Genomic DNA, 23,329 nt, shown 5'->3' with positions numbered 1-23,329 from the left:
CGCTCCCTGCGGTCGCTTCGCTCAGGATGACGGGTGTGGGTGAAGGAGAACGGTTCGAGCTTCGCTTGAATTTCCAATGTCTCGAAAACAAGACTTGGAGTACCCGCACTTGCAGGCTACATCTCCCAGCGGAGTAGGGTTGCGCCTACGGTGAAGCCTGCGCCTACGCTTGCCAGCAGGACCAGGTCTCCTTTTTTGAGGCGGCCTTCGTCGAGTGCGGTTTGCATGGCCAGTGGGATGGTGCCTGCGGTCGTGTTGCCGTAGCGGTCGATGTTGATGATGACGGAGCTTTCGGGCATGCCGAGCCGCTCGGCTGTGGCGAGGATGATGCGCTTGTTGGCCTGGTGCGGGATGAAGCAGCCGAGTTCTTTGCCGGTGACGCCGTTGCGATTGAGGACCGTCTCCGTGGCTTCGACCATCTTGCGGACGGCGAACTTGTAGACGGCCTGGCCGTCCTGGTGGACGTAGTGCATCTTCTTCTCGACGGTGTCGCAGGTGGCGGGATTGAGGCTGCCGCCGCCGGGCATGTTGAGCGCGACTGCGCCGGAGCCGTCGATCTCGTGCCAGTAGTCGACGAGGCCGATCTCGCCTTCGGCGCAGGGTTCGAGCAGGACTGCGCCTGCGCCGTCGCCGAAGATGACGCAGGTGGCGCGGTCGGTGTAGTCGATGATGGAGCTCATGACGTCGGCGCCGATGACGAGGACTTTTTTGTGCGCGCCGCTTTCGACGAGCTTGGTGCCGACCTGGAGCGCGTAGGGGAAGCCGGAGCAGGCGGCGGAGAGGTCGAATCCCCAGGCGCCTTTGGCACCGAGCTTGTCCTGCACGAGGCAGGCGGTGGAGGGGAAGAGCATGTCGGGCGTGACGGTGGCGACGATGATGACTTCAAGCTCGCTGGCGGAGATGCCGCGCTTGGCGAGGCATTTCTTTGCCGCTTCGACTGCGAGGTCGCTGGTGGCGACGCCCTTGTCGACGAGGTGCCGCTCGCGGATGCCGGTGCGATCGACGATCCACTGGTCGTTGGTCTCGACCATCTTTTCGAGGTCCGCGTTGGTCAACAACCGCGGTGGAACGTATGCCCCAACTGAACTGATCTTCGCCCGTACGCTCGTCTGCGGCTTCAACGTCAAACTCAAACTCTCACCTCTTCTAATGTTTTCAAGAGCATGTACAAGGATACAAACCTGCTGCTGTTGAATTCTTATTCATCTTACCGCGATGGTGTTTTGCGCGTCGGTGATTTTTAAGACTGCGTAGAGCATGATTGGCGCTTCGGGGAAGAATACAGGGATTCATTCGCTGCGCTCAGAATGACAGGTGAAAGGGATTGGATGTGGAGTGAAAAGGCGGGAGATAAAAATGTACCGGGCGACCCACTGCGCCCGTAGTTGCCCGTTACCGTTGCTTCCTTCCGGACCTGGCGGGGTTGGCGGGATTACGTCGCGTAGGACCCGGCACACGGATAAGTTTATCATCTCTTTCTTTGTGCAGAAACGCGCATGAGAGCGTGATGTGGACGGCTGCGCGCGGGGCATCTTCCACTTTGCGGAACTTTCCGCCATGCGTCAGCTTGCTCAATCGAAACAGCCGCCGCTAAGCTGGCTGATATGCTCTCTCGCCTGCCTGTTGCTTTGCTCGCCCTTGCTGCTGTTACTGCGTGTGCCCAGGATGTTCATGTTCGCGTCGATCCTTCGGCGCGGCTGGTTTCGCCTGGCAATGAGAATGTGACGGTGTTTCCTACGATTCAGAATGCGCTGGATCATCATCCGTTTGCCGGGCCGGGCGGTCGCGTTTATATCGAGATTGCGCCGGGGATTTATCACGAGCGCATCATCGTTACGCAGAACCATGAGAACATCACGCTGGTCGGCATGGGGAAGTCGCCTGAGGATACTGTCATCACCAACTCGCTGAATGCGAAGCAGGCGGGTGGGACTTTTTTTACTGAGACGGTGGAGGTGAATGGAGCGGGCTTTGAGGCGGACAACCTGACGTTTGAGAACGCGGCGGGCAACACGGGACAGGCTGTTGCGGTTGCGGACCGGAGTGACCGCAGCATCTTTAAACACTGCCGGTTTCTTGGGCATCAGGACACGCTGTTTGCGGATTATGGGCGGCAGTATTATGTCGACGACTATATCGAGGGCGGCGTGGATTACATCTTTGGGAATGCTGCTGCTGTGTTCGACGATGACACGCTGAACTCGAATGGGCCGGGGTTTGTTACGGCGCAGTCGCGTACTGCGGCGGACCAGGCTACGGGGTATGTGATTTTGAATAGCCGTGTCACGAGCACGATTGACGAGTCGGCGCCGCCGATGAGCGCGGGGACTCCGGGGACGAAGAGCGCGGCTTCGGCGCACCGGATGATTGGGCTTGGGCGGCCGTGGCGTCCGTATGCGCGCGTGGTCTACATTCATACGGAGCTGCCTGCGAACCTGAATCCTGCGGGCTGGAATAACTGGGGGCGGGTGTCGAATGAGTCGACTGCTTACTATGCGGAGTCGAACTCGACGGGGCCGGGGGCGAATCCTTCGGCGCGGGTGAAGTGGTCGCATCAGTTGAGCGCGGCGGAGGCGAAGCAGTTCTTGCCTGAGAATTTCCTCGCAGGTTCAGATCATTGGAACTCGGAAGCTGAAGCGAAAAAATTGCCCTGAATGCATTGAAATTGGAGCGGCGTCGCCAGGACTTGCTAAACTCACTCGCAAGGTATGACCTTCTCTCCTGCGCTTGCTATTCCGCTCTTCTTTGCCATGCTGGTTCTGCTGGAGGCGGGCCGCCGTCTTCGCGCGCGGCCTGGACACCACAAGCTTGAAGGGCCGGGTTTTCCGGCGATTGAGGGCGCGGTGTTTGGGCTGTTCGGGCTGCTGCTGGCGTTCACGTTTTCGGGCGCGGTGTCGCGGTGGGATGCACACCGCAACCTGATTGTGGAAGAGGCGAATGATATTGGTACGGCGTATCTGCGGCTGGATCTTCTGCCGGCGGCGGCGCAGCCGGAGTTGCGCGAACTCTTTCGACAGTACACGACGATTCGCGCGCATCGCTTCGACTATCTTCCGGATACGCCGCAGACGATTGCGGCTGCCGCGGAGAGCGAGCGTTTGCAGGGAGAGATTTGGAGCCGGTCGCTGGTGGCGGCGAACTCGCCGGGGGCCAATCCTGACGCGACGAAGCTGCTGCTGCCTGCGCTGAATGCGATGATCGACATTACTTCGGCGCGCAGGAATGCTTTTGAGATGCATCCGCCGGGGATTGTTTATTTTCTGCTGTTCGTTTTGAGCTGCGCGTGCGCGCTGCTGGCAGGATATGGCATGGTTGGGCAGAAACGGAGCCTTGTCTACCTGGTGGGCTTTGCGTTCATCGTGTCGTTTACGATCTATGCGACGCTTGAGATAGAGTATCCGCGGCGCGGGTTTATACGGCTTACGACAAGGAACCAGGTGCTGCTGGATGTGCGCGACTCGATGAAGTAGGACCGGCATCCTATCAGCAGCGATGGCAACTGTTCCCAATTCGGCTGTTCGGCGGGGGTATCTCGCCGACATCTATACGTTTGACTGGAACCAGTTTCGCTTCAGCACTTCGCTGATCGGCATGGTTGCGGTGGGCTGCTGCCTGTTCATCGGGGCTTTGGTTGGTCATCCGTCCGCGGGGTTGATTGCAGGTGGCGGAGCTTTCACGATTGGTTTTGGCATCAACCAGCGGATTGCGGACTCGCGTCTTTGGCCGATGCTTGCTGCGACCGGCGCGATGTTTCTTTCGACGTTGATTGGGATGCTGATTGGGCATCACGGCGTGCTGCTTGTTCTGACCGCATCGTTGTGGGGATTTGTGTATGCGATTCTTACGGCGCGGGCGGCGGGCGTCAGTTGGGTGGGGCAGCAGGCTGCGATTACTTTGTTCGTCAGCTCTGCGTTTCCGGCGAACCTGCATGGTGCGCTAATGCGGGCGCTGCTGATTCTTGCGGGCGGCATGTTGCAGATACTCATCACGAGCGTGTGTCTGCGGCTGCTGCCGGAGCTGGCCTCGGACCTGAGCGCAATCGCTGAGGCTGGGAGCGAAGAGATTGGCGGGCTGCTCAGCAGCGGGCGGGCGCGGTATCGTGCGTATCTGCGGCTGCGGACGCTGCCTGATGCGCTGCTGAAGATTCCTACGTTCCCTTTTGCTCTTCGCATGCTGCTGACGATCGCGATTGCTGCGGAGGTGTACCGCTATCTTGACGTGCAGAGCGGGTACTGGATTCCGATGACTGCGCTGCTGGTCTTGAAGCCTGCTTTTTCCGAGACGCTTGCGCGGGCGCTGCTGCGCGTGGGTGGGACGCTGGCTGGTGCGGTGATTGGCACCATCTTTCTTGTACACATTCATCCGAATCCGCTTTATCTGGCGGGGCTGGCGACGTTCTTTGCGTTCTGGGCCTATACGACGAATACGGTGAATTATGGCCTGTATACGCTGTTTCTGACCTCGTACATCGTGTTTCTACTTTCGCTGAATGCTTTGCCGGGGCCGGTGATTGCTTATCGCCGCGCGTATTGCACCGTTGCCGGCGGGGTGATTGCGCTGGTGATTCATCTGGACGCCATTCGCCGTTTGCGTAAGCGCGAGCGGGCTGCGGTTTTGTCTGAATGAGTGCGGTTTAGCGCCGAAAACTGCTGGAAAATTGCTAAAATAGAGGTCTGTGACCCCTCCTGCGACAACTGAAGAGACCGGCGCTCCTGACGCCGCAAGTGCGGCCTCCGCGCGTCCGAAGATTGGCTTTGTCTCGCTTGGCTGCCCGAAGAACCTCGTTGATTCCGAGGTGATGATGGGCATGCTGCATCATGCGGGCGCGGAGCTGACAGCTGCGGCGGATGATGCGGAGATCATCGTGGTCAATACGTGCAGCTTTATCGACTCGGCCAAGCAGGAGTCGGTGAATACGATTCTGGAGATGGTCCAGCATAAGCAGCAGAACGGCGGGCGTGCGCAGCGGTTGATCGTGGCGGGGTGTCTGGTTGAGCGGTATCGCGATGAGATTCGGAAGAATATTCCCGAGGTCGATGCGGTGGTTGGGACGGGCGAGCTGGAGTCGATTCTTGCAGCTGCCGGGCTGAATCCTGTGCCTGCGGCTGCGGCGGATTCGCCGTTCAATATTTTGCCGCAGTCGATGGTGAGCCGCGCGGCGAGCGCTGTGCATCAGCACTCGCACCCGACGGAGGTTGGCGCGCAGCTGGAGGCGGAGAGCGCGGCTGCTGTGCCATCGCGTGCGGAGGGCGATGCACGGGAACGAGCGGGACGCTTCTCTCGTGCTGCGTGGGATGGGGCTTCGGCTATGCTGCCCGAGTATCTCTATTCGGATGCGACGCCGCGTATTCTTTCGACACCGCGCGCGAGTGCTTACATCAAGATTGCTGAAGGGTGCGACCATCCTTGCGGCTTCTGCATTATTCCGCAACTGCGCGGGAAGTTTCGCTCACGGCGGATGTCTTCGATTGTTGCGGAGGCGGAGAATTTGATTGCGCAGGGTGTGCGTGAGATTACGCTGATTGGGCAGGACACGACCTGCTATGGCGAGGATCTTGGTTTAACTGACGGGCTCGCGCAGCTTCTTGAAGCTGTGGCTGCGCTGCCTGGGTTGCGCTGGCTGCGGTTTCTCTATGCGTATCCGAACAAGGTGACGACGCGGCTGCTGGAGACGATTGCGCGGCATGACAACATTGCGAAGTATCTGGATGTGCCGCTGCAACATGCGAGCCCTTCGGTGCTGAAGCGCATGAAGCGTGGAGGTACGCCGGAGCACTTCCTGAAGCTGATTGAGAAGGCGCGCGCTATTGTGCCTGGGATTGTTCTGCGCACGACGTTTATTGTGGGCTTTCCGGGCGAGACGGAAGAGGACTACAAACAGCTTGAGGACTTTGTGCGTGCGGCGAAGATCGACTGGCTTGGTGTCTTTACCTACTCGGATGAAGAAGGTTCGGCAGCGTTTGGTTTGGCGGAGGAGTTGAAGGTGCCGCGCCGCACGATTGAGGCGCGACGGCGGAAGCTGATGAAGCTTCAACAGAAGATCAGCGCAGAGGCTAAGGCGGAGTGGGTTGGGCGTGAGTTTGACCTGCTGATCGAAGGCGAGTCGGAAGAGACGGAGCTTCTGTGGGAGGGCCGGACTATGCTGCATGCGCCGGAGATTGATGGCAAGGTGTTCATCAATGACTTTGGTCCGCATGAGACGCTGGTGCCTGGGACGTTCTATCGCGCCGAGATTACTGAGTCGCACGACTATGATGTCGTTGCGCGCATCATCGAATAGCTCTCGCTTTTATAGCCCAAAAGAAACGCCCCACTCATGCTGCGATATGTTGCGCATGAGTGGGGCGTTGCGATGCTTGCATTAGAAGTGGAAGCCTACTTCTGCCGTCATTGCGCGTGGCGTGACGTAGTGCGTGCCGCTGAAGGTTGAGAGGAAGTTGTAGAGTGCGTATTTGTTGGTGATGTTGACTGCCGTGAGGCGCAAGCTCCATTTGTATTTGTCGCCCCCGAAGAGATTGTCTTCGCCGAGCGACATATCGAAGAGGTTGCGCGGTTGGATGCGCGGCGGGTTCTTGTCGTCGTTCTCTGTGTTTGGCGCGGGGATTTTGACGAGGTTTGAGGTGAGTTCCGTGGCTGGGCACAGTGTTGGGAGAGCGCTGGTTGGGGTTGCGCGAACGCCGTTGCAGGCGAGTCCTGCCTGGAATTCCTGATCAGCCGTCAGGTTGCCCAGATTGATTGCGGGGGTTCCGTCGGGCATGGTGGCGCTGCCGCAGCTTGTGTTCGGATCGCCGGTTGCGTTGAAGCAGGGAACCGAGCCGGCGACCAGGCCGCTGTCATACCTCCAGTTGAAGCCCATCCACGGACCACGCTTGAAGGGCAGTTGATACTGCACGTGCGTGGACTCGTTGAAGCGCTCGTCGTGGTCGATGCGGAAGGGATAGCCGCTGCCGCCGACTGTTGCGCCTGCTCCGCCAGCCTGCGGCGGGAAGAAGCGCGCAGCTACGGATGACATGACGACGAATGCCGAGAAGTTGTGGTAGTTGGGCACGTCGGCGCGCAGTGCGAAGCCGGGAATCTTCGAGTTGTGCCATTCGATCGGGAACGTGATCGGGGTATTGCCGAGCACGCTGAAGTCGTAGCCGTTGTGCGTGTACTTCCAGATGTACTCGCCGCTGAGGACGAAATGTTTGCCGATGGATTGCTGGAGGCCGGCGTGGAATTCGTTGCGGAAGCCGGGATTGAGCGCGCCGGTTGCTCCTGGCGAGCACAGCAGCAGCGGATTCAGGACTTCGTTGGTGCAGCCTGTGCTGGAGAGGACGAGGTTTTCGTTGAACGGCGTTTCGAGTGTGCGGGCATAGGAGGCGCGCAGCACCGTGTTCGTCGGCCTTACGGTGTAGGCAACGCCGAGTCGAGGCTCGGCCTGGCGCGCTACGGTCAGTCCGTTGTAGAGGTCGCCGCGAACGCCCAGGCTGAATAACCAGTCTCCGGTCTTAATCTGGTCTTCGGCATACATCGCAATTTCTTTGACATCGGTATGGCCGAAGAAGCTGTAGATGCTGCCGTTGCGGGTCAGATCGTACGGCGACAGTACGGGGAGAAAATTCCCGTTCGGCACGAGCCCTACTGCAGCGCATTGCGATGGATCGGTGTAGCCAGCCACGGCTGCTCCGGTTATGTCCACGCATGGCGCGTTGAACGTTGCGGAGATCAGTCCGAGGTTGTCGTGCTCGCGCAGAAGCGTCTGTTCGTATACTCCGCCGAACTTCATGGTGTGGATGCCCTTCACATACGAGAGATCCGTATGGAAACCGAAGTTGGTGAGGGTGCGGTTCTGGCTGATGGATTGCTGCTGGATGGGGCCGAGGTCGGCGAGTGGGTTGTTGCTGGGGTAGTAGTTGTAGGCGTCGCGGCGGATATATGGGCCGAAGTTGAAGACGGCGCTGTCGTTGATGATGTGCGTATATTCCGGGGCGATGTTGAAGGTTTTGATCTGCGAACGCTGGTCGGTGTTGCCGACGTTTGCGAAGACCGGGTTGCTGCCAGTGCCGCCACTCACTACGTTTGTCACGTTCAGGTTGTCATAGGCATTTGGTGTCTGGAACCATGAGCGCGTGAAGCCCAGGTTCAGATGCACGGAGTCGGCATCGTTGAACTGACGGTCGATGCGGTCGAAGAAGTTCTCTTCGTTGCCCTTGTCGTGAAAGACAGTGAACTCGGGGGGATCGAGAAAGCGTCCGGTGTTGAGGCCGTCGGCTTCGGTGAAGTTTCCCCACTTTTCGCCGCCGTAGCTTAGGTCAAAGCCTCCGGTCGATGAGCCGAACGTTCCATACGAGGTGGTGACGCTGCCTGTGGGATGGGTTACGCCTTGTCCGGAGCGGGTCGTCACCTGGATGACCAGGCTGGTCTTGTCGCCGAACTCCGCGGGTGGAGCGCCTGCAATCACCTGGATCGACTGGATGGAATTGGATGGGATCTGATTGGAGAAGACTTTGCTCTGCTGGTCGGTGACCGGCTGGCCGTCGATGGAGAATGAATTCGATGCGTGGTCGCCGAGGCCGTGGAAGAGGCCGTTCGAGTCGGCTGTAACACCCGGTGACGATAGCGTCACCAGCGAGCTCAGCGATGAAGACTGACTTTCGAGTGGCAGCTTCTGGAATGCGGAGCGGTCAAGGTCTGTATGGAAGGTCGAGTCGGCCTCTGTCAACGGGCTCCCCGTTACGGTCACTTCAGTTGAAGCTGCGCCCACCTGCAACGCAATGTTTACTGTGAGGGGGACGGATGTGCGTATGTCCACATCCTGCGTGACCCCTGCAAATCCCTGCGCTGAGACCACCATGCGGTAGGGATTGAACGGTACATTTGTGAACTGATAATGGCCCGAGCTGTCGGAGACGGTTGTCTGGTCGTAGCCGCTGACGACGTTCCGAATGGTTACGGAGGCTCCTGGCAGAATGGCGCCTGTAGGGTCGGTGACTGTACCGGACAGCGTACCGGCATTGCCCGCAGTTTGAGCTGCGAATACCTGCGCACTGAAGAAAAGAAAAAGCATTGCTACCAGCGCGGCTACAGAACGCAGGTGGTTACTGGCAAGATGGTTTTCCTTCCGCTCGCAGGCTTGCGAAGCGGAGTTGTGTGAAGTCGAATAGGACGCACGAGCGTCCGAAATACGCTTGAAATACGAGCGTGCGAATAAGTGCACAGATGCGTGCATATTGCCCCCTTTTGGGTGTTCAGCCTGTGTTGTCGATGGTTTTTACGCGAGGGGTGCGTCGACAGGCGGGGGGCGGGTGAAGAGGGCAAATGTCTGGATGGTCCTTTGCCGGGATGGCAGAACCAGGGCCTCAACGAAGGACTCAACGTGAGTGACACGGAGCGTGACGGGCGGGACAGTTGCGTGGACGGCAACGTGTGCCGTGATGCAAAGTGCGCAGTCGGCATGGAAGAGACGGTCAGGGTGCGAGTGGGCAACCTGAACTGTTCCAAGAACAATAACCAGAGCAATGCACAGGAACGCCAGCAGCAGGCGCCATGTGCTTCGCGAACCCGGTTTTGCTCCCAGCGTGGTCATGCCTTTTCTATGATAGCGGAATTGAGAGGGCAGCACGGCCTGCGAAGGATATGATGTAGCTTCCTTCGCAAGCTATTGAAAGCACTGTCAATATGCTTCGGCTCGGTCGAGTGGCAGGCGCACCTGGAAGCAGGTAGCTCCGGGTTTGGATTCGACGGAGACGAAGCCGGAGTGTTTGCTGACAATGCGTTGTGCGGTGTCGAGGCCGAGTCCCAGGCCACGGCCGGGGGCTTTGGTGGTGAAGAAGGGCTCGAAGATGCGGGAGCGGATGGCCGGGTCGATCTCCGGGCCGGAGTTCCACACCTCGACCAGCGCGAACTGGCCGGTGAGTTTGGTACAGAGACGGAGCGTGCCGCTGTCGTTCATGGCGTCGAGCGCGTTTTCGATCAGGGCGGTCCAGACCTGGTTGAGCTCGCTGCCGTAGGCGCTGACCGGCGGGAGTGTGGGATCGAAGTCGGTTTCGACGACGATGTCGTTGAGGCGCGAGTTGAACATGACCAGCGTGTTTTCGAGCGACTGCGCGAGGTCTACGTCCTGGATGGGCGCCTGGTCCATGTAGGAGTAGTCCTTGATGGCGCTGATGAGGTCGAAGATGCGGACGGTGGAGTCGACGACGGTTTCGGCCATGCGCTCGACGCGTAGGGAGCTGGCGACGGTGGCGACGGCGACGGGGAGAATGTCGGGCTTGATGACGGCGGCGAGCTCGTCGAGCCGGTCGATGGGCAGCGAGGTCTCTGCCAGTGCCGGAGCGATGGACCACGGGCTGGGGATGTGGTGCTGTTCGAGCCAGCGGGTGATCATCTCCTCGCGGTCGGTGAGGGCGAGCGGACTGTGTGGGGCTTTACAGGTGCTGGAGTATGCGGACATGCGGATGCGTGTGTCGCGGACCCAGTTCTTGTAGCTCCGCGTCTCTTCTTCGGTGAGACAGAGGTTGCCGAGGCGGTACTTCTGCTCGCCGTACTCGCGCAGCTCGCCGAAGAGCGAGGCGGCGGAGCGCTGCGCGGCGGAGGCTGGATTGTTGAGCTCGTGGGCGAGGTTGGCTGCGAGCTTGCCGAGGGCGCTAAGTTTTTCGGCCTGCTGCTCCATGCGCGTGACTTCGCGGACGCGGTCGAGCAGGTGGGAGACGCAGCGCTGTGCCATCGACGGGATGGCTTCGAGCATTGCAGGGAAGAGTGACTCGTGGATGTCGAGCGCCCAGACGGGGCCGGATGCGTAGCCATCTCCGCCGTAGTTTTTCATGCGCGAGAAGGGAAGCTTGCCGGTCATCTGTCCGGCGCGGCCGATGAAGAGCGCCATGGGCCCGGTCTTGCGGCGGCGCACGTGAACTTCGCCCTTGAGCAGGAAGACCATGCTGTCGGCTGGGTCGTTTTCGCGGAAGAGCAGGGCGCGGTCGTCGCCGATGCGCTCGGTGCCGTGGGTGGCGAGCCAGGTGTATTCGGTCTCGGTGAGGCCTTCGAGCTGGACGATGGTGCGGAGCGCGGCTACGATCTCTGCGACCGGCGTGGGAGCGGCGGGCGGACCGGCAAAGACTGTCGTCTCGGGCAGAGGGGGGAGTGTGGCTTCGAAGCTACCTGTGGTGGCGATCGCGGGCCTCCTTACTGGACCATGCAACTGGTTGACGGTGCTAGAGGACAATACGTGACATCGGTGCCGCTGGTTCGCTGTGGAGAACGAAGACGGCGACACCCGAGAGGATGCCGCCGTCCGCAGTTTTGGATAAATGTAGTTTACCTGAACAAAGTGGTCAGGCCTTAACTACAGCTCCATCCTTGACGACGACGGGATCGAGGAACGGCATCGACTTGCGAAGGTCGGCCCCGACTTTCTCGATCTGATGGCCACGCTCCTTGGCGCGGAAGGCTTCGAATTCCTTGCGGCCGGAGTTCTGGTCGGCGATGAAGCGCTCGGCGAACTTGCCGCTCTGGATGTCGGAGAGGACGTCCTTCATGGCCTTCTTGGTTTCGGCGGTGACGATGCGTGGGCCGGTGACGTAGTCGCCCCACTCGGCGGTGTCGGAGATGGAGTAGCGCATGTATTCGAGGCCGCCACGGTACATGAGGTCGACGATGAGCTTGAGCTCGTGGAGGACCTCGAAGTAGGCGAGCTCGGGCTGGTAGCCGGCCTCGACGAGGGTCTCAAAGCCTGCCTTGACGAGCGCGCTGGTGCCGCCGCAGAGGACGGCCTGTTCGCCGAAGAGGTCGGTCTCGGTCTCTTCGGTGAAGGTGGTCTCGAGCACGCCGGCGCGGGTGCAGCCGATGCCCTTGGCGTAGCTGAGGGCGAGTGCGAGCGCGTTGCCGCTGGCGTCCTGCTCGACGGCGACGAGGCCGGGTACGCCGCCGCCTTCGGTGAAGACCTCGCGGACGCGGTGGCCGGGGGCCTTGGGCGCGACCATCGAGACGTCAACGCCTGCGGGCGGATTGATGGTGCGGAAGCGGATGTTGAAGCCGTGCGCGAACATGAGGGTCTTGCCGGGAGCGAGGTTGGGCTCGATGTCGGCGTGATAGACCTTCGCGGCGGTCTGGTCGGGCGTGAGGTTCATGATGACGTCGGCCCACTTGGACACTTCGGCGACAGTGCCGACCTGGAGGCCTGCTTTGCGGGCGCGGTCGGCGTTGGCGGAGTCGGGGCGCAGGCCTACGCGGACGTCGACGCCGGAGTCCTTGAGGTTGAGCGCGTGGGCGTGGCCCTGAGAGCCGTAGCCGATGATGGCGACTTTTTTCGCCTGGATGAGGGAGAGGTCTGCGTCTTGATCGTGGTATGCCTTTGCCATTGTTCTTCTTTCCTTAGCGAGTCAGCGAGTCAGCGGGTCAGCGAGTTGGACGGCTCGGTGCGATGAGGTCGCTGCGGGTTAATCCTGCAATTTGGGGTTCAGTTAGAGTCTATCAATTCTCTGCGGTTGAAGTTATAGCGTGTCAGTCGGCTTCTTCTTCGTGGACGTTTGGGAACTGGTTGGGGATGATGTCGGTTTTGCGTCGGGATGGGTGTGCGGGTTCGGCGTCGCCGTTGGGTGTGCCGAGGGCTTTGAGGACGCGGCTGGTGTGGTGGCCGCGGCGCATCGCCATGCGTCCGGTGCGGGAGACTTCGAGGATGGTGTAGCCGGATTCGCGCAGGACCTGGATGAGGCCTTCGATCTTGCTGGAGCTGCCGGTCATCTCGAGCATGATGGAGTCGGGCGCGAGATCGACGACGCGGGCGCGGAAGACGTTGGCCAGCTCGAATATTTGTGAGCGCGAGTGCAGGCCGTTGGGCTCGTTGGGACCGGCTGCGACCTTGATGAGGCAGAGCTCGCGGATGACGGCTTCGCTGCGGCCGACCTCGTCGACGTGGCGGGTGATCTCGAGCTTGTAGAGCGAGGCGCGGATGCGGTCGGCGGCGTGCTCGGGGGCCTCGCAGACGATGGTCATGCGCGAGGTGTCGGGGTGTTCGCTCTCGCCGACGGTGAGCGAGACGATGTTGATGCTGAGGCGGCGGAAGAGCGAGGCGACGCGCGTGAGGACGCCGGGTTTGTCGTCTACGAGGGCTACGAAGGTGTGGAGCATAAGGCCTCAGGGGTTAGGTTAGGGTTTAGTTTGGGTACTCGTCGGAGTGCGGCAGGTGCGTGATGGGTGCGTTGGGATTCTTTGGGACGTAGGTCTTGGGGATCTCGAAGAGGATCAGTTCGCCTGGTTGTGGCTTTGGATGCGCGGCGCTGCAGAGGTTGCCGGTGGTGATGCCGTTCGTGCGGATCTCGTCGATGGAGTAGTTGGTGTAGAGCTCGGCGCGCGGGCGGCAGTCGGCGTACATGTTCGCGAGGATGCGGAGGATGGTCGCGTCGCCGGTGTCGACTTCGATGATGCCGTGTTTGTCGGTGGGCATGGCGACGGAGCCGATCTGGTCTTGCTTCAGGGCGACGTTGAGTCTTTCGTCGGTGATGGGGTGGTTGGTCTTGGCGTTGAGGATGAGGATTTGGATTTGGGGTTGTGTGGATTTTGTCGGTGATTGCGATGTGAATTTGTGTGGCGTGGCCGGAGTGGCTGGTGTCGATGAATGTGTTGATTGGGCGCAGCCGGATGTTGCGAGGGCCAGGGTAAGCGCCAACGGCGCGGCTTTATACCAGCCTGGGGTGAAGCCCCAGGTATTGTGCTGAAGGCCCTGAAGGCCCGATTTATAATCGGCGGAATGCCCCAATCGTTCGCCTTTGTTCTGGTGCATCTGGTCTTCAGTACAAAAGATCGCTGGCCTTTCATCAATGCGGATGTCCGCCCTGCCCTTCATGCGTACCTTGCCACGGTTGCCCGTGATGCCGGGTGCGAATGTTTCCGGGTTGGTGGAGTTGCAGACCATGTTCACATCGCTTTGCGTCTGTCGCGGACGACGAATGTTGCGGAGTTGGTGAAGCAGTTGAAATCCGTTTCGTCGCAATGGATTAAGATGCAGGCGCCCGAGTTGAAGAAATTTGCCTGGCAGCGAGGATACGCGGCATTTTCTGTAGGGCCTACGGATTTGGGCGCGTTGGTCGAGTACATCGCTGGGCAAGAGGAGCATCATCGTAAGCGTTCGTTTCAGGATGAGATGCGTGCGTTTCTGAAGCGGTATGGTGTTGAGTTTGATGAGCGATATGTTTGGGATTAGTCCGGCATCTATGAGTCGGGCCTTCAGCCCTCCGGAGTTTGCATTGTCGTTTACCTAGGGCTTCGCCCTAGGCTGGTATGAGGCGCGCCTTTGGCGCTTGTGGTGGTTGACCGATTGAGATGTGATTGTGTTTTGCATGGAAACCCTTGTCAACGGTCGATTGACGATTTTGCGCGTAGACGAATGAAAAATAAAGCAATCAAGGCGAATAGTACGCAATCGAAAAATGCTGCGAGGATTAGGAATGCCCATCCATGATTCGACTCAATGCCTTCAGGAAAAAACAAAGCTGCAACGAGTGCACCCGGCAGCAAAACCATACCAACCTTGCTGATCGGTACGACAGAAGCTATCACTGCAATAGAGGCACAGGAAGCTGTGCCAATAAATGCAGCCCGGCCGAGTTGTGATTTGATGATGTGCATGGCGTGACGCTATTCATCCTCCGCGGTTTCGAGGAGGGGGTCTTTTTGCGGGCGGCGGACCATCTCGTGGAGGGCGCTGCCGGGGGCGATCATTGGGTAGACGCCGTCTTCTTTTTCTACCTGGAAGTTGATGAGGAATGGTTTGCCGCTGGTGCGGGATTTTGTAACTGTCGAAGTTACATCCTTGCGCTTCTTTACGGTTGCGCCGTCGATGCCGTGCGCTCCGGCGAGGGCTACGAAGTCGGGCGAGAGGATGGGGCTGGCGGCGTAGTTCTTGTCGTAGAAGGCCTCCTGCCACTGGCGCACCATGCCGAGGAAGCCGTTGTTGATGACGGCGATGTTGATGGCGAGCTTCTCCTGCACGATGGTCGAAAGCTCGGCGGCGGTCATCTGGAAGCCGCCGTCGCCGGCGATGACCCAGACGTCTTTTTCCGGGCACGCGACCTTTGCGCCGATGGCTGCGGGTAGGGCGAAGCCCATCGTGCCGAGGCCGCCGGAGGTGATGAGCGTGCGCGGCGAGTCGTGCTTGTAGTACTGGGCCTCCCACATCTGGTGCTGGCCTACGTCGGTGACGATGATGGTCTGGTCGGCGCGGCCGGCGGCGTGGGCTTCGCGCCAGATGTCGTTGATGACGTGCGCCGCGTAGAGATGGCCGTTGTCGGGCAGGTTGATGATGTCGCGGACGGCGGCGTCGCCTTTGCTGGTGTTGATCTGCTTGAGCCAGGCGTCTACGGCGGTGCGGTCCCAGGACCCAGAGTCGGGACCTGGGGCACCCGGCTTAGCAGCATTAACAGCAGGTCCTCCCGCTTCGCGGAAGGATGACAACTCTGAGGAGGGCTGCGGGATGAGGGAGAGTAGAGTGGTGAGGACTTCTTTGAGGTCGCCGATGAGGGCCACGTCGGCGCGAACGTTTTTGTTGATCTCGGAGGGGTCGATTTCGATGTGGATCTTCTTGGCGTTGGGCGCGTAGGTGCTGAGCGTGCCGGTGACGCGGTCGTCGAAGCGCATGCCGAAGGCGAGGAGCAGGTCGGACTGCTGGATGGCGTTGTTGACCCAGGATTCGCCGTGCATGCCCATCATGCCGAGCGAGAGCGGGTGCGCGGCAGGGAAGCTGCCGAGGCCAAGCAGCGTGCCGGCGACGGGGATGTGGAGCTGCTCGGCGAAGCGGATGACTTCGCGCTCGGCGCCGGAGAGCGTGATGCCGTGGCCGGCGAGGATGACGGGCTTCTTTGCAGCTTTGATGAGCTCGATGGCCTGGACGATGGAGGCGGACTCGGCGCGCAGCATGGGGTGCGGGCGGTAGGGCGCGGGCGCGGCGGCGGCGAAGTCGTAGATGGCGGAGTTCTGCTGCGCGTCTTTGGTGATGTCGACGAGCACGGGGCCGGGGCGTCCGGATTTGGCTATCTGGAAGGCGGCGCGGAGCGTGGGCGCGATGTCTTCGGCGCGCGTGACGAGGAAGTTGTGCTTGGTGATGGGCAGGGTGATGCCGGTGATGTCGACTTCCTGGAAGGCGTCGGAGCCGAGGACTTTTGAGGAGACCTGTCCGGTGATGGCGACGATGGGTATCGAGTCGAGCATGGCGGTGGCGATGCCGGTGACGAGGTTGGTTGCGCCCGGGCCGCTGGTGGCGATGCAGACGCCGACCTTGCCGGAGGCGCGGGCGTAGCCGTCGGCCATGTGCGCGGCGCCCTGCTCGTGGCGCGTGAGGATGTGGTGGATGGGGAACTTGCGCAGCGCGTCGTAGGCGGGCAGGATGGCTCCGCCGGGATAGCCGAAGACCTTGTCGACGCCTTCGCCTACGAGCGTGGCCCAGATGATCTCGGAACCGGTGAGGGTGGGGTGTTGATTTTTGGTGTCGGCCATATACTACCTCCCGTAATTTCGGTAAATCTCCCAGGCGAGAATCAGAAAAGAGAGACCCGTTAGGATATAAATTTTCTTCGTGTTGATCTTGCGTGCCGGATTTGCAGGTTTGCGAAGCTGGATAAAAAGGAAAAGGTTAAAGGCGATGAATACTGCTACGCAGATGATCAGGAATGTTCGAAGTGGAGTTGCGGGAGAGACAGTGAACATCGCTACGAAACAACCGAGCACCATCGCAATCTCCATGATGATGATCTTGGCAGTCTTCGAAAGCGGCTTCTTTGTTTGAGCCGTTTCGTTCGAGTTCATCGGCGTCGGCAAGCGGCGTACCTCAGGGGCTAAAACCCTCTTTATCTTCGGTTGATGTTGCGGCACGGCTGAAGCCGTGCCCTTAAGCAATGCGAAATGCAAATGCAAAAATGCGACTACGTAGTGACGGCTCCTTGTGATGCGCTGCTGACAGTGTTGGTGTACTTGGCGAAGACTCCGCGCTTGAAGCGGGGTTCGGGTTGCTTGACTTCTTTGAGGCGCTTGGCGATCTCTTCGGCTGGGACTTCGAGGCGAAGCTCGCGGTTCGGGATGTCGAAGGTGATGGTGTCGCCTTCGCGGACGGCGGCGATGGGGCCTCCGAGCTGGGCTTCGGGGGCGACGTGGCCGGCCATGAGGCCGCGCGTGGCTCCGCTGAAGCGGCCGTCTGTTAAGAGAGCGACTGTTTCCGAGAGCTCGGGAATGCCCTTGATGGCTGCGGTGACGGCGAGCATCTCGCGCATGCCTGGGCCTCCGCGCGGGCCTTCGTAGCGGATGACGAGGACGTCGGAGGGGTTGATCTTGCCGTGCTCGACGGCCTCGAAGCAGGCGTCTTCTGAGTTGAAGACGCGCGCAGGGCCCTGGTGGAAGAGGCGCTCGTGGCCGGCGACTTTGATGACGCAGCCGTCGGGCGCGAGGTTGCCCTTGAGGATGACGAGGCCGCCGGTGGGCTTGAGCGGCGACGACCACTCGCGGATGATGACCTGGCCGGGTGTCTCGTGCGCTGTGGCTGCTTCTTCGCGGATTGTTTTGCCGGTGACGGTCGGGGTTTTGCCGTGGAGCAGGCCCTTGTCGAGGAGGCGTTTGGCGAGGAGGCGCGAGCCACCTGCGTCCTGGTAGTCCTTGGCGACGTACTTGCCGCCGGGCTGGAGGTCGCAGATGAAGGGCGTCTTCTCGCTGATGCGGTCGAAGTCGTCCATGGTGATGGGGATTTGGAGTTCGTGCGCGATGGCGATGAGGTGCAGCACGGCGTTGGTCGAACCGCCCGAGGCGCAGACTGCGGCGATGGCGTCTTCGAGCGACTGCTGCGTGATGATCTGGGATGGCTTGAGGCCGCTGCGGACGAGGTCCATGACGAGCTTGCCGGCTTCGCGTGAGGCTGCGTGCTTGTCCGCGGACATGGCGGGGACGCCGGTGAGCTGGATGGGCGAGATGCCGAGGAACTCGCCGGACATCGCCATGGTGTTGGCGGTGAACTGCCCGCCGCAGGCTCCGGGGCCGGGACACGCGGTGGCTTCGACCTCTTCGAGCTGCGCGTCGGAGATTTTGCCGGCGGCGTGCGCGCCGATGGCTTCGAAGACCTGCTGGATGGTGATGTCGATTTCCTTGGAGGAGCCGGGCTCGGGTGTCTTGCCGTCCGCGGCGACGTGCATGTGGCCGGGCGCGATGGAGCCGCCGTAGAGCATCATGCCGGGGATGTCGAGGCGGGCGAGCGCCATGATGGCTCCGGGCATGTTTTTGTCGCAGCCGGCGATGCAGACGAGGCCGTCGAAGGAGTTGCCACGCGTGACGAGTTCGATGCTGTCGGCGATGACCTCGCGCGAGATGAGCGAGGCTTTCATGCCTTCGGTGCCCATGGTGATGCCGTCGGAGATGGTGACGGTGTTGAACTCCATCGGCGTGCCGCCTGCCTCGCGGATGCCTTCTTTGACGGCCTCGGCGATGTCGCGGAGGTGGAAGTTGCAGGGGCCGATCTCAGTCCAGGTGTTGGCGATGCCGATGATGGGCTTGTGCAGATCTTCTTTGCTGAAGCCTACGCCGCGCAGCATGGCGCGGGCCGCGGCGCGGTTGGGGCCTTCGGTGAGGACTCGGGAGTGCTGTTTGGGATCAACGTTGCTCATTCTCTTCCTTTATCGATTGCAAGTTCAGACCTGGGGTTCTCTGCCTTCGCTCAGGACCTTCAAATCCTGAGCAAGATGCGAAGCTGCATCGTCGAGGTTCTTCTGAAAAGTCTTCTCGCGGAATGCACCATCAAGGGGCTCATCTAATATCCAAAGCAATGTCTGGGTTTTTGTGTCGCGGACGACGAGTCGAAGTGAAACACTGTTGAACTGGTTGCCCGCGTTCCCAACAGCTACATGGATTGAGGTTTCCATCGCCAAATCGGAACTGGCTGGGTTTGCGACGAGATGGTATTGCGTTAGCGTTTCAAGCGCGTGGTACATGCTGTCGTAGGACATGTTTGTGGCGAGCTTTGCCCTGTTGCCGAGTGCAGGAGCCCCGCCTGCCGCGAGGAATATGTTGTGCGCAGTTGCGAATTGCGACGGCACAGGAACCTGTCCGGCGCTCTGCGACATAGCCGCAATTGGCATGACACAGGAAATGAGAACGGCAGTTAGCGCATATCGTTTCATGCGGCGGTCCCGGCTTTGGGTGTAGACCAGAAGTCTTTGTCGTGTTGCTTCTCGAACTTGTCGAGAGATTCTTTGTGGCGCAGGGTCAGGCCGATGTCGTCGAGGCCGTTCAGCAGGCAGTATTTGCGGAATGGGTCGATGTCGAATTTTGCGTGGAAGCCTTCGGCGTCGGTGACGGTCTGGTCAACGAGCGAGATGGTGAGCTTGTGGTCTGGATTTTTGGTGCAGCGGGCGAGAAGCTCCTGCACTTCTTCTTCGGTGAGGCGGCAGAGGATGATGCCGTTCTTGCCTGCGTTCGAGAAGAAGATGTCGGCGAAGGTGGGGGCGATGACGGCGCGGAAGCCGTACTGCTGGATGGCCCAGGCGGCGTGTTCGCGCGAGCTGCCGCAGCCGAAGTTGCGCTCGGCGATGAGGATCTGCGCGCCCTTGTACTCGGGCTTGTTGAGGACGAAGTCCTTGCGCTCCTCGACGTGGTCGGGCGTGTCGAGGTCGTAGCGCCAGTCGAAGAAGAGGAACTCGCCGTAGCCGGTGCGCTCGATGCGCTTGAGGAACTGCTTGGGGATGATCTGGTCCGTGTCGATGTTGGGCAGCGGCAGCGGGACGGCTTTTGAGGTGAGGATGTTGATGGGTTCCATGTTCGGGATTCCTCCGGCGAATTATGAAGCGGGCTTTCAGCCCTTGGATCTTCTGTTAGTTCCTAACCTGGGGCTTCGCCCCAGGCTGGTATAAGACGCGCCTTTGGCGCTATTTCTTCCATTTGCGGATGTCGGTGAAGTGGCCGGTGATGGCGGCGGCGGCGGCCATCTCGGGGCTGACGAGGTGGGTGCGGCCTCCGCGGCCCTGGCGGCCTTCGAAGTTGCGGTTGCTGGTCGAGGCGCAGCGTTCGCCGGGTTGCAGGATGTCCGGGTTCATGCCGAGGCACATCGAGCAGCCGGGCTCGCGCCACTCGAAGCCTGCGGTTTTGAAGATGACGTCGAGGCCTTCGGATTCGGCCTGGTGCTTGACGGCCTGCGAGCCGGGGACGACGAGCGCGCGGATTTTTGCTGCGACGTGGTGGCCTTTGACGACGGCGGCGGCGGCGCGGAGGTCTTCGATGCGGCCGTTGGTGCAGGAGCCGAGGAATACGGTGTCGATCTTGATCTCTTCGATCGGCGTGCCGGGGGTGAGGCCCATGTACTCGTAGGCGCGCTCGAAGCTCTTGCGGTCTGCTTCGGTCTTGGCGTCGGCGAGCGCGGGGACCTTGCTGGCGATGGTCGTGGTCATGCCGGGCGATGTGCCCCAGGTGACGGCGGGCGCGAGCGTGGCGGCATCGATGTGCAGCTCGCGGTCGAACGTTGCGCCTTCTTCGGTGGGGAGGGTGCGCCAGTGGGCGACTGCCTCGTCCCAAGCTGCGCCTTGCGGCACGAAGCGGCGGCCTTTGAGATAGGCGAAGGTGGTCTCGTCGGGGGCGATCATGCCTGCGCGTGCGCCTGCCTCGATCGACATGTTGCAGATGGTCATGCGGCCTTCCATCGAGAGCGCGCGGATGGCGGAGCCGGCGTACTCGACGACGTAGCCGGTGGCTCCGTCGGTGCCAATCTTGCCGATGATGTCGAGGATGATGTCCTTGGCGGTGACACCGAAGGGGAGCGCGCCGTCGACGGTGATGCGGAAGGTTTTGGGCTTCGACTGCGGCAGCGTCTGCGTGGCCATGACGTGCTCGACTTCGCTGGTGCCGATGCCGAACGCGAGCGCGCCGAATGCGCCATGCGTGGAGGTGTGCGAGTCGCCGCAGACGATGGTCATGCCGGGCTTGGTTGCGCCCAGCTCGGGGCCGATCATGTGGACGATGCCCTGGTCGCGGTCCTGCACGTCGAAGAACTCGACGCCGAACTCGGCGCAGTTTTTGCGGAGCGCGTTGACCTGCGCGGCAGAGGTCTGGTCGGCGATGACGAGGCGGTCCTGCGCGCTCGTCGTGGGGACGTTGTGGTCCACCGTGGCGAGGGTGCGGTCGGGGCGGCGCAGCTTGCGGCCAGCCATGCGGAGGCCGTCGAATGCCTGCGGGCTGGTGACTTCGTGGACCAGGTGGAGGTCGATGTAGAGGATGGTCGGCTCGGCTACACCATTGGATACGGGCTCGGCTACGACGTGCTGCTGCCAGACTTTTTCGAAGAGTGTTTTGGGTGCGGTGCTCATGGGTTTTGTTGCTCCGTCAGGGAATGGGTGTCGGGGTGTAGCTGCGTGTCGGGCAGCGTGATCGTGTTGGCGCCGAGCGTTGCCGGTGCGATGGGGTGCGGCGTGCCGTCGGGCGCGACGAGGATCGCGTTGCGGATCTTCTGGATGACGGTGCTGCCGGAGGGCGGCTCGGCTGTCCAGTGCGCGATGCTGTTGGCCAGCGCGGGCGGGATGTGTTCGGCGTCGAGCGGCTGGTTGGGGAAGACCCAGAGGGTGTACTCGGCGTCGGGCTCGTCGGGGGTCTTGTTCTGCTGGATCCAGTTGATGGCGGCGAAGACGGCGAGCGGTTGCGGCTGGCCGAGGTCGAGCCAGATCATGCCGCGGTCGGGGCAGAAGCGGAAGACGCAGCCGGTGATGGTGAGGTAGCGGTTGCCGTCGGTGACGACTTTGTCGGGGATGGAGACGAAGTCGAGCGCGGTTTCGGCGAGTGGCTTGTAGCCGGTCTTCGCGTTGCCCCAGAAGGTTTGCGGCGCTTTGAATGTTTCGGCGAGGAAGGGGCGGAAACGTGGATCGAGCACGAGCGCGTTCTCGCGGCCACCGGTGGGCGGCGGGCCGTACTGCCACATCCACTGGACGTTGCTTTTGGGCGGCTTGTCTTTGTGGTGGAAGAGCTCGGCGCGCGCGGCCAGCGTTGCTCCGGTGAGGAGGAGAGCGATGGCGGCGAGTTGGAGCTTCTTTGTCATGATTTATTGCTGGGCGTTCTGCCTGCGTTTCTTGCTTTGGCTTGCTGCTCCTGGGAGATGACCATGAGCACGTTGGCGAAGACGAAGGCGAGTGCTCCGATGATTAAGATGGTGCGGAGCGGCGTTCCGGTCCAATAACGGTAGACGAGCGCGGCGGCGATGCCGATGTTGATGATCGCAACTTTGATGCGGAACCAGATCATACGGCGTGCAGGGCCTGGCGCTGGTCGATGGATTCGGCGAGTGCCTGGTGGACCAGCTTGCCCATCTCCTGTGTCGTAATCGATGGGCCGCCGCGGGCGATGTCGGCGGTGCGGTAGCCCTCGTTCAAGACTTTGTGGACGGCCTCTTCTACAGCTTTGGCGTCGGTTTCGAGGTTGGCGGAGTGGCGCAGGATCATCGCGGCTGTCAGGATTGCGCCGAGTGGGTTGGCCTTGCCGGTTCCGGCGATGTCGGGAGCGCTGCCGTGGACGGGCTCATAGAGATTGACGGCACCGCCGATGGTGGCCGAGGGCAACATGCCGAGCGAGCCGGTGATGACTCCGGCTTCGTCGGAGAGGATGTCGCCGAAGAGGTTTTCGGTGAGCACGACGTCGAAGTTGCGCGGCGTGTTCATGATGTGCATCGCCATCGAATCGACGAGCTGGTGTTCGAGGGTGACATCTGGGTAGTCTTTGGCGACTTCGGTGACGGTGGCGCGCCAGAGCTGCGAGACTTCGAGGACGTTGGCCTTATCGACCGAGGTGACTTTCCTGCGGCGCTTCGAGGCAAGGTCGAAGGCGATGCGGGCTACGCGCGTGACTTCGGACTTGGTGTAGCGCATGGTGTTGATCGATTCGCCGGTCTCGCGGTTCCACCAGCGCGGTGCGCCGAAGTAGAGGCCGCCGAGGAGTTCGCGGACGAAGAGGATGTCTACGTCTTTGGTGACTTCGGGGCGGAGTGGCGAGCTTTCGCTGAGCGCGGCGTAGGCGACGGAGGGGCGCAGGTTGGCGAAGCCTCCGAGGGCCTGGCGGATTTGGAGCAGGCCGGCTTCGGGGCGCTTGTCGGGCGTGAGGGCGTTGAACTTGTTGTCGCCGACCGCGCCCATCAGGACTGCGTCGGAGTCGAGAGCGGTGTCGAGCGTCGCGGTGGGGAGGGGCGAGCCGGTCTCGGTGATGGCGATGCCGCCGATGAGGCCTTCGGTGAAGATGAAGTCGTGGCCGCCAAGCTCTGCGACCGCGCGCAGGATGTTGGTGGCTTCACGCGTGACTTCAGGGCCGATGCCGTCGCCGGCGAGAACTGCGATCTTCAAGCGCATTTGATACC

At 61.1% G+C, this 23,329-nt stretch carries 21 protein-coding genes and 1 other RNA gene; 5 read left to right on the top strand and 17 right to left on the bottom strand.

Annotated elements, in window-relative coordinates:
* Nucleotides 1–116: 116 nt before the first annotated feature.
* Both IEX36_RS07455 and ffs read right to left on the bottom strand, forming a co-directional pair.
* Nucleotides 117–1,133 (bottom strand): beta-ketoacyl-ACP synthase III, encoded by a 1,017-nt coding sequence (locus IEX36_RS07455; RefSeq protein WP_188758634.1) that lies wholly within the window; start codon nt 1,131–1,133, stop codon nt 117–119.
* A gap of 223 nt (nt 1,134–1,356) precedes the next feature.
* Nucleotides 1,357–1,454, bottom strand: an RNA gene (gene ffs / locus IEX36_RS07450) — signal recognition particle sRNA small type.
* Nucleotides 1,455–1,604: 150 nt separating this feature from the next.
* On the opposite strand from ffs, the gene IEX36_RS07445 reads away from it, so the two are divergent.
* From IEX36_RS07445 to rimO, 4 genes are read left to right on the top strand one after another with little or no spacing between them, the layout of a single operon-like run.
* On the top strand, nt 1,605–2,654 hold the full coding sequence (locus tag IEX36_RS07445; RefSeq protein ID WP_188758632.1) for a pectinesterase family protein: 1,050 nt from the start codon (nt 1,605–1,607) through the stop codon (nt 2,652–2,654).
* 54 nt (nt 2,655–2,708) lie between these two features.
* The gene (locus IEX36_RS07440; RefSeq protein WP_188758631.1) at nt 2,709–3,470 is read left to right on the top strand and encodes a bestrophin-like domain; all 762 of its coding nucleotides are present in this window, start codon (nt 2,709–2,711) and stop codon (nt 3,468–3,470) included.
* A gap of 22 nt (nt 3,471–3,492) precedes the next feature.
* Entirely contained in the window at nt 3,493–4,626 is a 1,134-nt protein-coding gene (locus IEX36_RS07435; protein WP_188758629.1) for an FUSC family protein, read from the top strand.
* A gap of 49 nt (nt 4,627–4,675) precedes the next feature.
* Nucleotides 4,676–6,280: a 30S ribosomal protein S12 methylthiotransferase RimO gene (gene rimO / locus IEX36_RS07430; protein WP_188758627.1), complete on the top strand. Its 1,605-nt coding sequence runs from the start codon at nt 4,676–4,678 to the stop codon at nt 6,278–6,280.
* Between the two features lie 81 nt (nt 6,281–6,361).
* Here the strand turns inward: rimO and IEX36_RS07425 are convergent, their stop codons facing one another.
* The 5 genes from IEX36_RS07425 to IEX36_RS07405 form a co-directional block, all read right to left on the bottom strand.
* Entirely contained in the window at nt 6,362–9,211 is a 2,850-nt protein-coding gene (locus IEX36_RS07425; RefSeq protein WP_308422284.1) for a TonB-dependent receptor, read from the bottom strand.
* A gap of 444 nt (nt 9,212–9,655) precedes the next feature.
* The gene (locus IEX36_RS07420) at nt 9,656–11,203 is read right to left on the bottom strand and encodes a sensor histidine kinase (protein ID WP_229668782.1); all 1,548 of its coding nucleotides are present in this window, start codon (nt 11,201–11,203) and stop codon (nt 9,656–9,658) included.
* Between the two features lie 109 nt (nt 11,204–11,312).
* Nucleotides 11,313–12,338 carry a ketol-acid reductoisomerase gene (gene ilvC, locus IEX36_RS07415; RefSeq protein ID WP_188758625.1) on the bottom strand — a complete coding sequence of 342 codons (1,026 nt, stop codon included), beginning with the start codon at nt 12,336–12,338 and terminating at the stop codon, nt 11,313–11,315.
* Nucleotides 12,339–12,480: 142 nt separating this feature from the next.
* A complete protein-coding gene (gene ilvN, locus IEX36_RS07410; protein ID WP_188758623.1) occupies nt 12,481–13,107 on the bottom strand; it encodes an acetolactate synthase small subunit in 627 nt (208 codons plus the stop codon).
* Nucleotides 13,108–13,132: 25 nt separating this feature from the next.
* Nucleotides 13,133–13,759, bottom strand: coding sequence for a hypothetical protein (locus IEX36_RS07405; RefSeq protein WP_188758618.1), 627 nt, complete (start codon nt 13,757–13,759; stop codon nt 13,133–13,135).
* Here IEX36_RS07405 and tnpA point away from each other — a divergent pair.
* On the top strand, nt 13,727–14,179 hold the full coding sequence (gene tnpA, locus IEX36_RS07400; protein WP_188758616.1) for an IS200/IS605 family transposase: 453 nt from the start codon (nt 13,727–13,729) through the stop codon (nt 14,177–14,179). The two genes, IEX36_RS07405 and tnpA, sit on opposite strands and share 33 nt — an antisense overlap.
* 149 nt (nt 14,180–14,328) lie before the next feature.
* Here the strand turns inward: tnpA and IEX36_RS07395 are convergent, their stop codons facing one another.
* The 10 genes from IEX36_RS07395 to leuB form a co-directional block, all read right to left on the bottom strand.
* Nucleotides 14,329–14,604, bottom strand: coding sequence for a hypothetical protein (locus IEX36_RS07395; RefSeq protein ID WP_188758614.1), 276 nt, complete (start codon nt 14,602–14,604; stop codon nt 14,329–14,331).
* A gap of 9 nt (nt 14,605–14,613) precedes the next feature.
* Nucleotides 14,614–16,467 (bottom strand): thiamine pyrophosphate-binding protein, encoded by a 1,854-nt coding sequence (locus IEX36_RS07390; protein WP_188758612.1) that lies wholly within the window; start codon nt 16,465–16,467, stop codon nt 14,614–14,616.
* Nucleotides 16,468–16,470: 3 nt separating this feature from the next.
* Nucleotides 16,471–16,878, bottom strand: coding sequence for a hypothetical protein (locus IEX36_RS07385; RefSeq protein ID WP_229668781.1), 408 nt, complete (start codon nt 16,876–16,878; stop codon nt 16,471–16,473).
* A gap of 14 nt (nt 16,879–16,892) precedes the next feature.
* Entirely contained in the window at nt 16,893–18,614 is a 1,722-nt protein-coding gene (gene ilvD, locus IEX36_RS07380) for a dihydroxy-acid dehydratase (RefSeq protein WP_188758608.1), read from the bottom strand.
* Nucleotides 18,615–18,638: 24 nt separating this feature from the next.
* Nucleotides 18,639–19,085 carry a hypothetical protein gene (locus tag IEX36_RS07375; protein ID WP_188758607.1) on the bottom strand — a complete coding sequence of 149 codons (447 nt, stop codon included), beginning with the start codon at nt 19,083–19,085 and terminating at the stop codon, nt 18,639–18,641.
* A gap of 38 nt (nt 19,086–19,123) precedes the next feature.
* The gene (gene leuD / locus IEX36_RS07370; RefSeq protein ID WP_188758606.1) at nt 19,124–19,762 is read right to left on the bottom strand and encodes a 3-isopropylmalate dehydratase small subunit; all 639 of its coding nucleotides are present in this window, start codon (nt 19,760–19,762) and stop codon (nt 19,124–19,126) included.
* Nucleotides 19,763–19,871: 109 nt separating this feature from the next.
* Nucleotides 19,872–21,302: a 3-isopropylmalate dehydratase large subunit gene (gene leuC / locus IEX36_RS07365; RefSeq protein WP_188758605.1), complete on the bottom strand. Its 1,431-nt coding sequence runs from the start codon at nt 21,300–21,302 to the stop codon at nt 19,872–19,874.
* Entirely contained in the window at nt 21,299–22,024 is a 726-nt protein-coding gene (locus tag IEX36_RS07360) for a hypothetical protein (RefSeq protein WP_188758604.1), read from the bottom strand. Before IEX36_RS07360 ends, leuC begins: the two co-directional genes overlap by 4 nt.
* Nucleotides 22,021–22,227 carry a hypothetical protein gene (locus IEX36_RS07355; RefSeq protein WP_188758603.1) on the bottom strand — a complete coding sequence of 69 codons (207 nt, stop codon included), beginning with the start codon at nt 22,225–22,227 and terminating at the stop codon, nt 22,021–22,023. The genes IEX36_RS07360 and IEX36_RS07355 overlap by 4 nt, the downstream gene beginning before the upstream one ends.
* Nucleotides 22,224–23,321, bottom strand: coding sequence for a 3-isopropylmalate dehydrogenase (leuB, locus tag IEX36_RS07350; RefSeq protein WP_188758602.1), 1,098 nt, complete (start codon nt 23,319–23,321; stop codon nt 22,224–22,226). The genes IEX36_RS07355 and leuB overlap by 4 nt, the downstream gene beginning before the upstream one ends.
* Nucleotides 23,322–23,329: the final 8 nt, after the last annotated feature.

The sequence above is a fragment of the Edaphobacter acidisoli genome (assembly GCF_014642855.1).
In the GTDB taxonomy this organism is placed as follows: domain Bacteria; phylum Acidobacteriota; class Terriglobia; order Terriglobales; family Acidobacteriaceae; genus Edaphobacter; species Edaphobacter acidisoli.
This window is presented reverse-complemented; position numbering and strand designations above follow the sequence as displayed.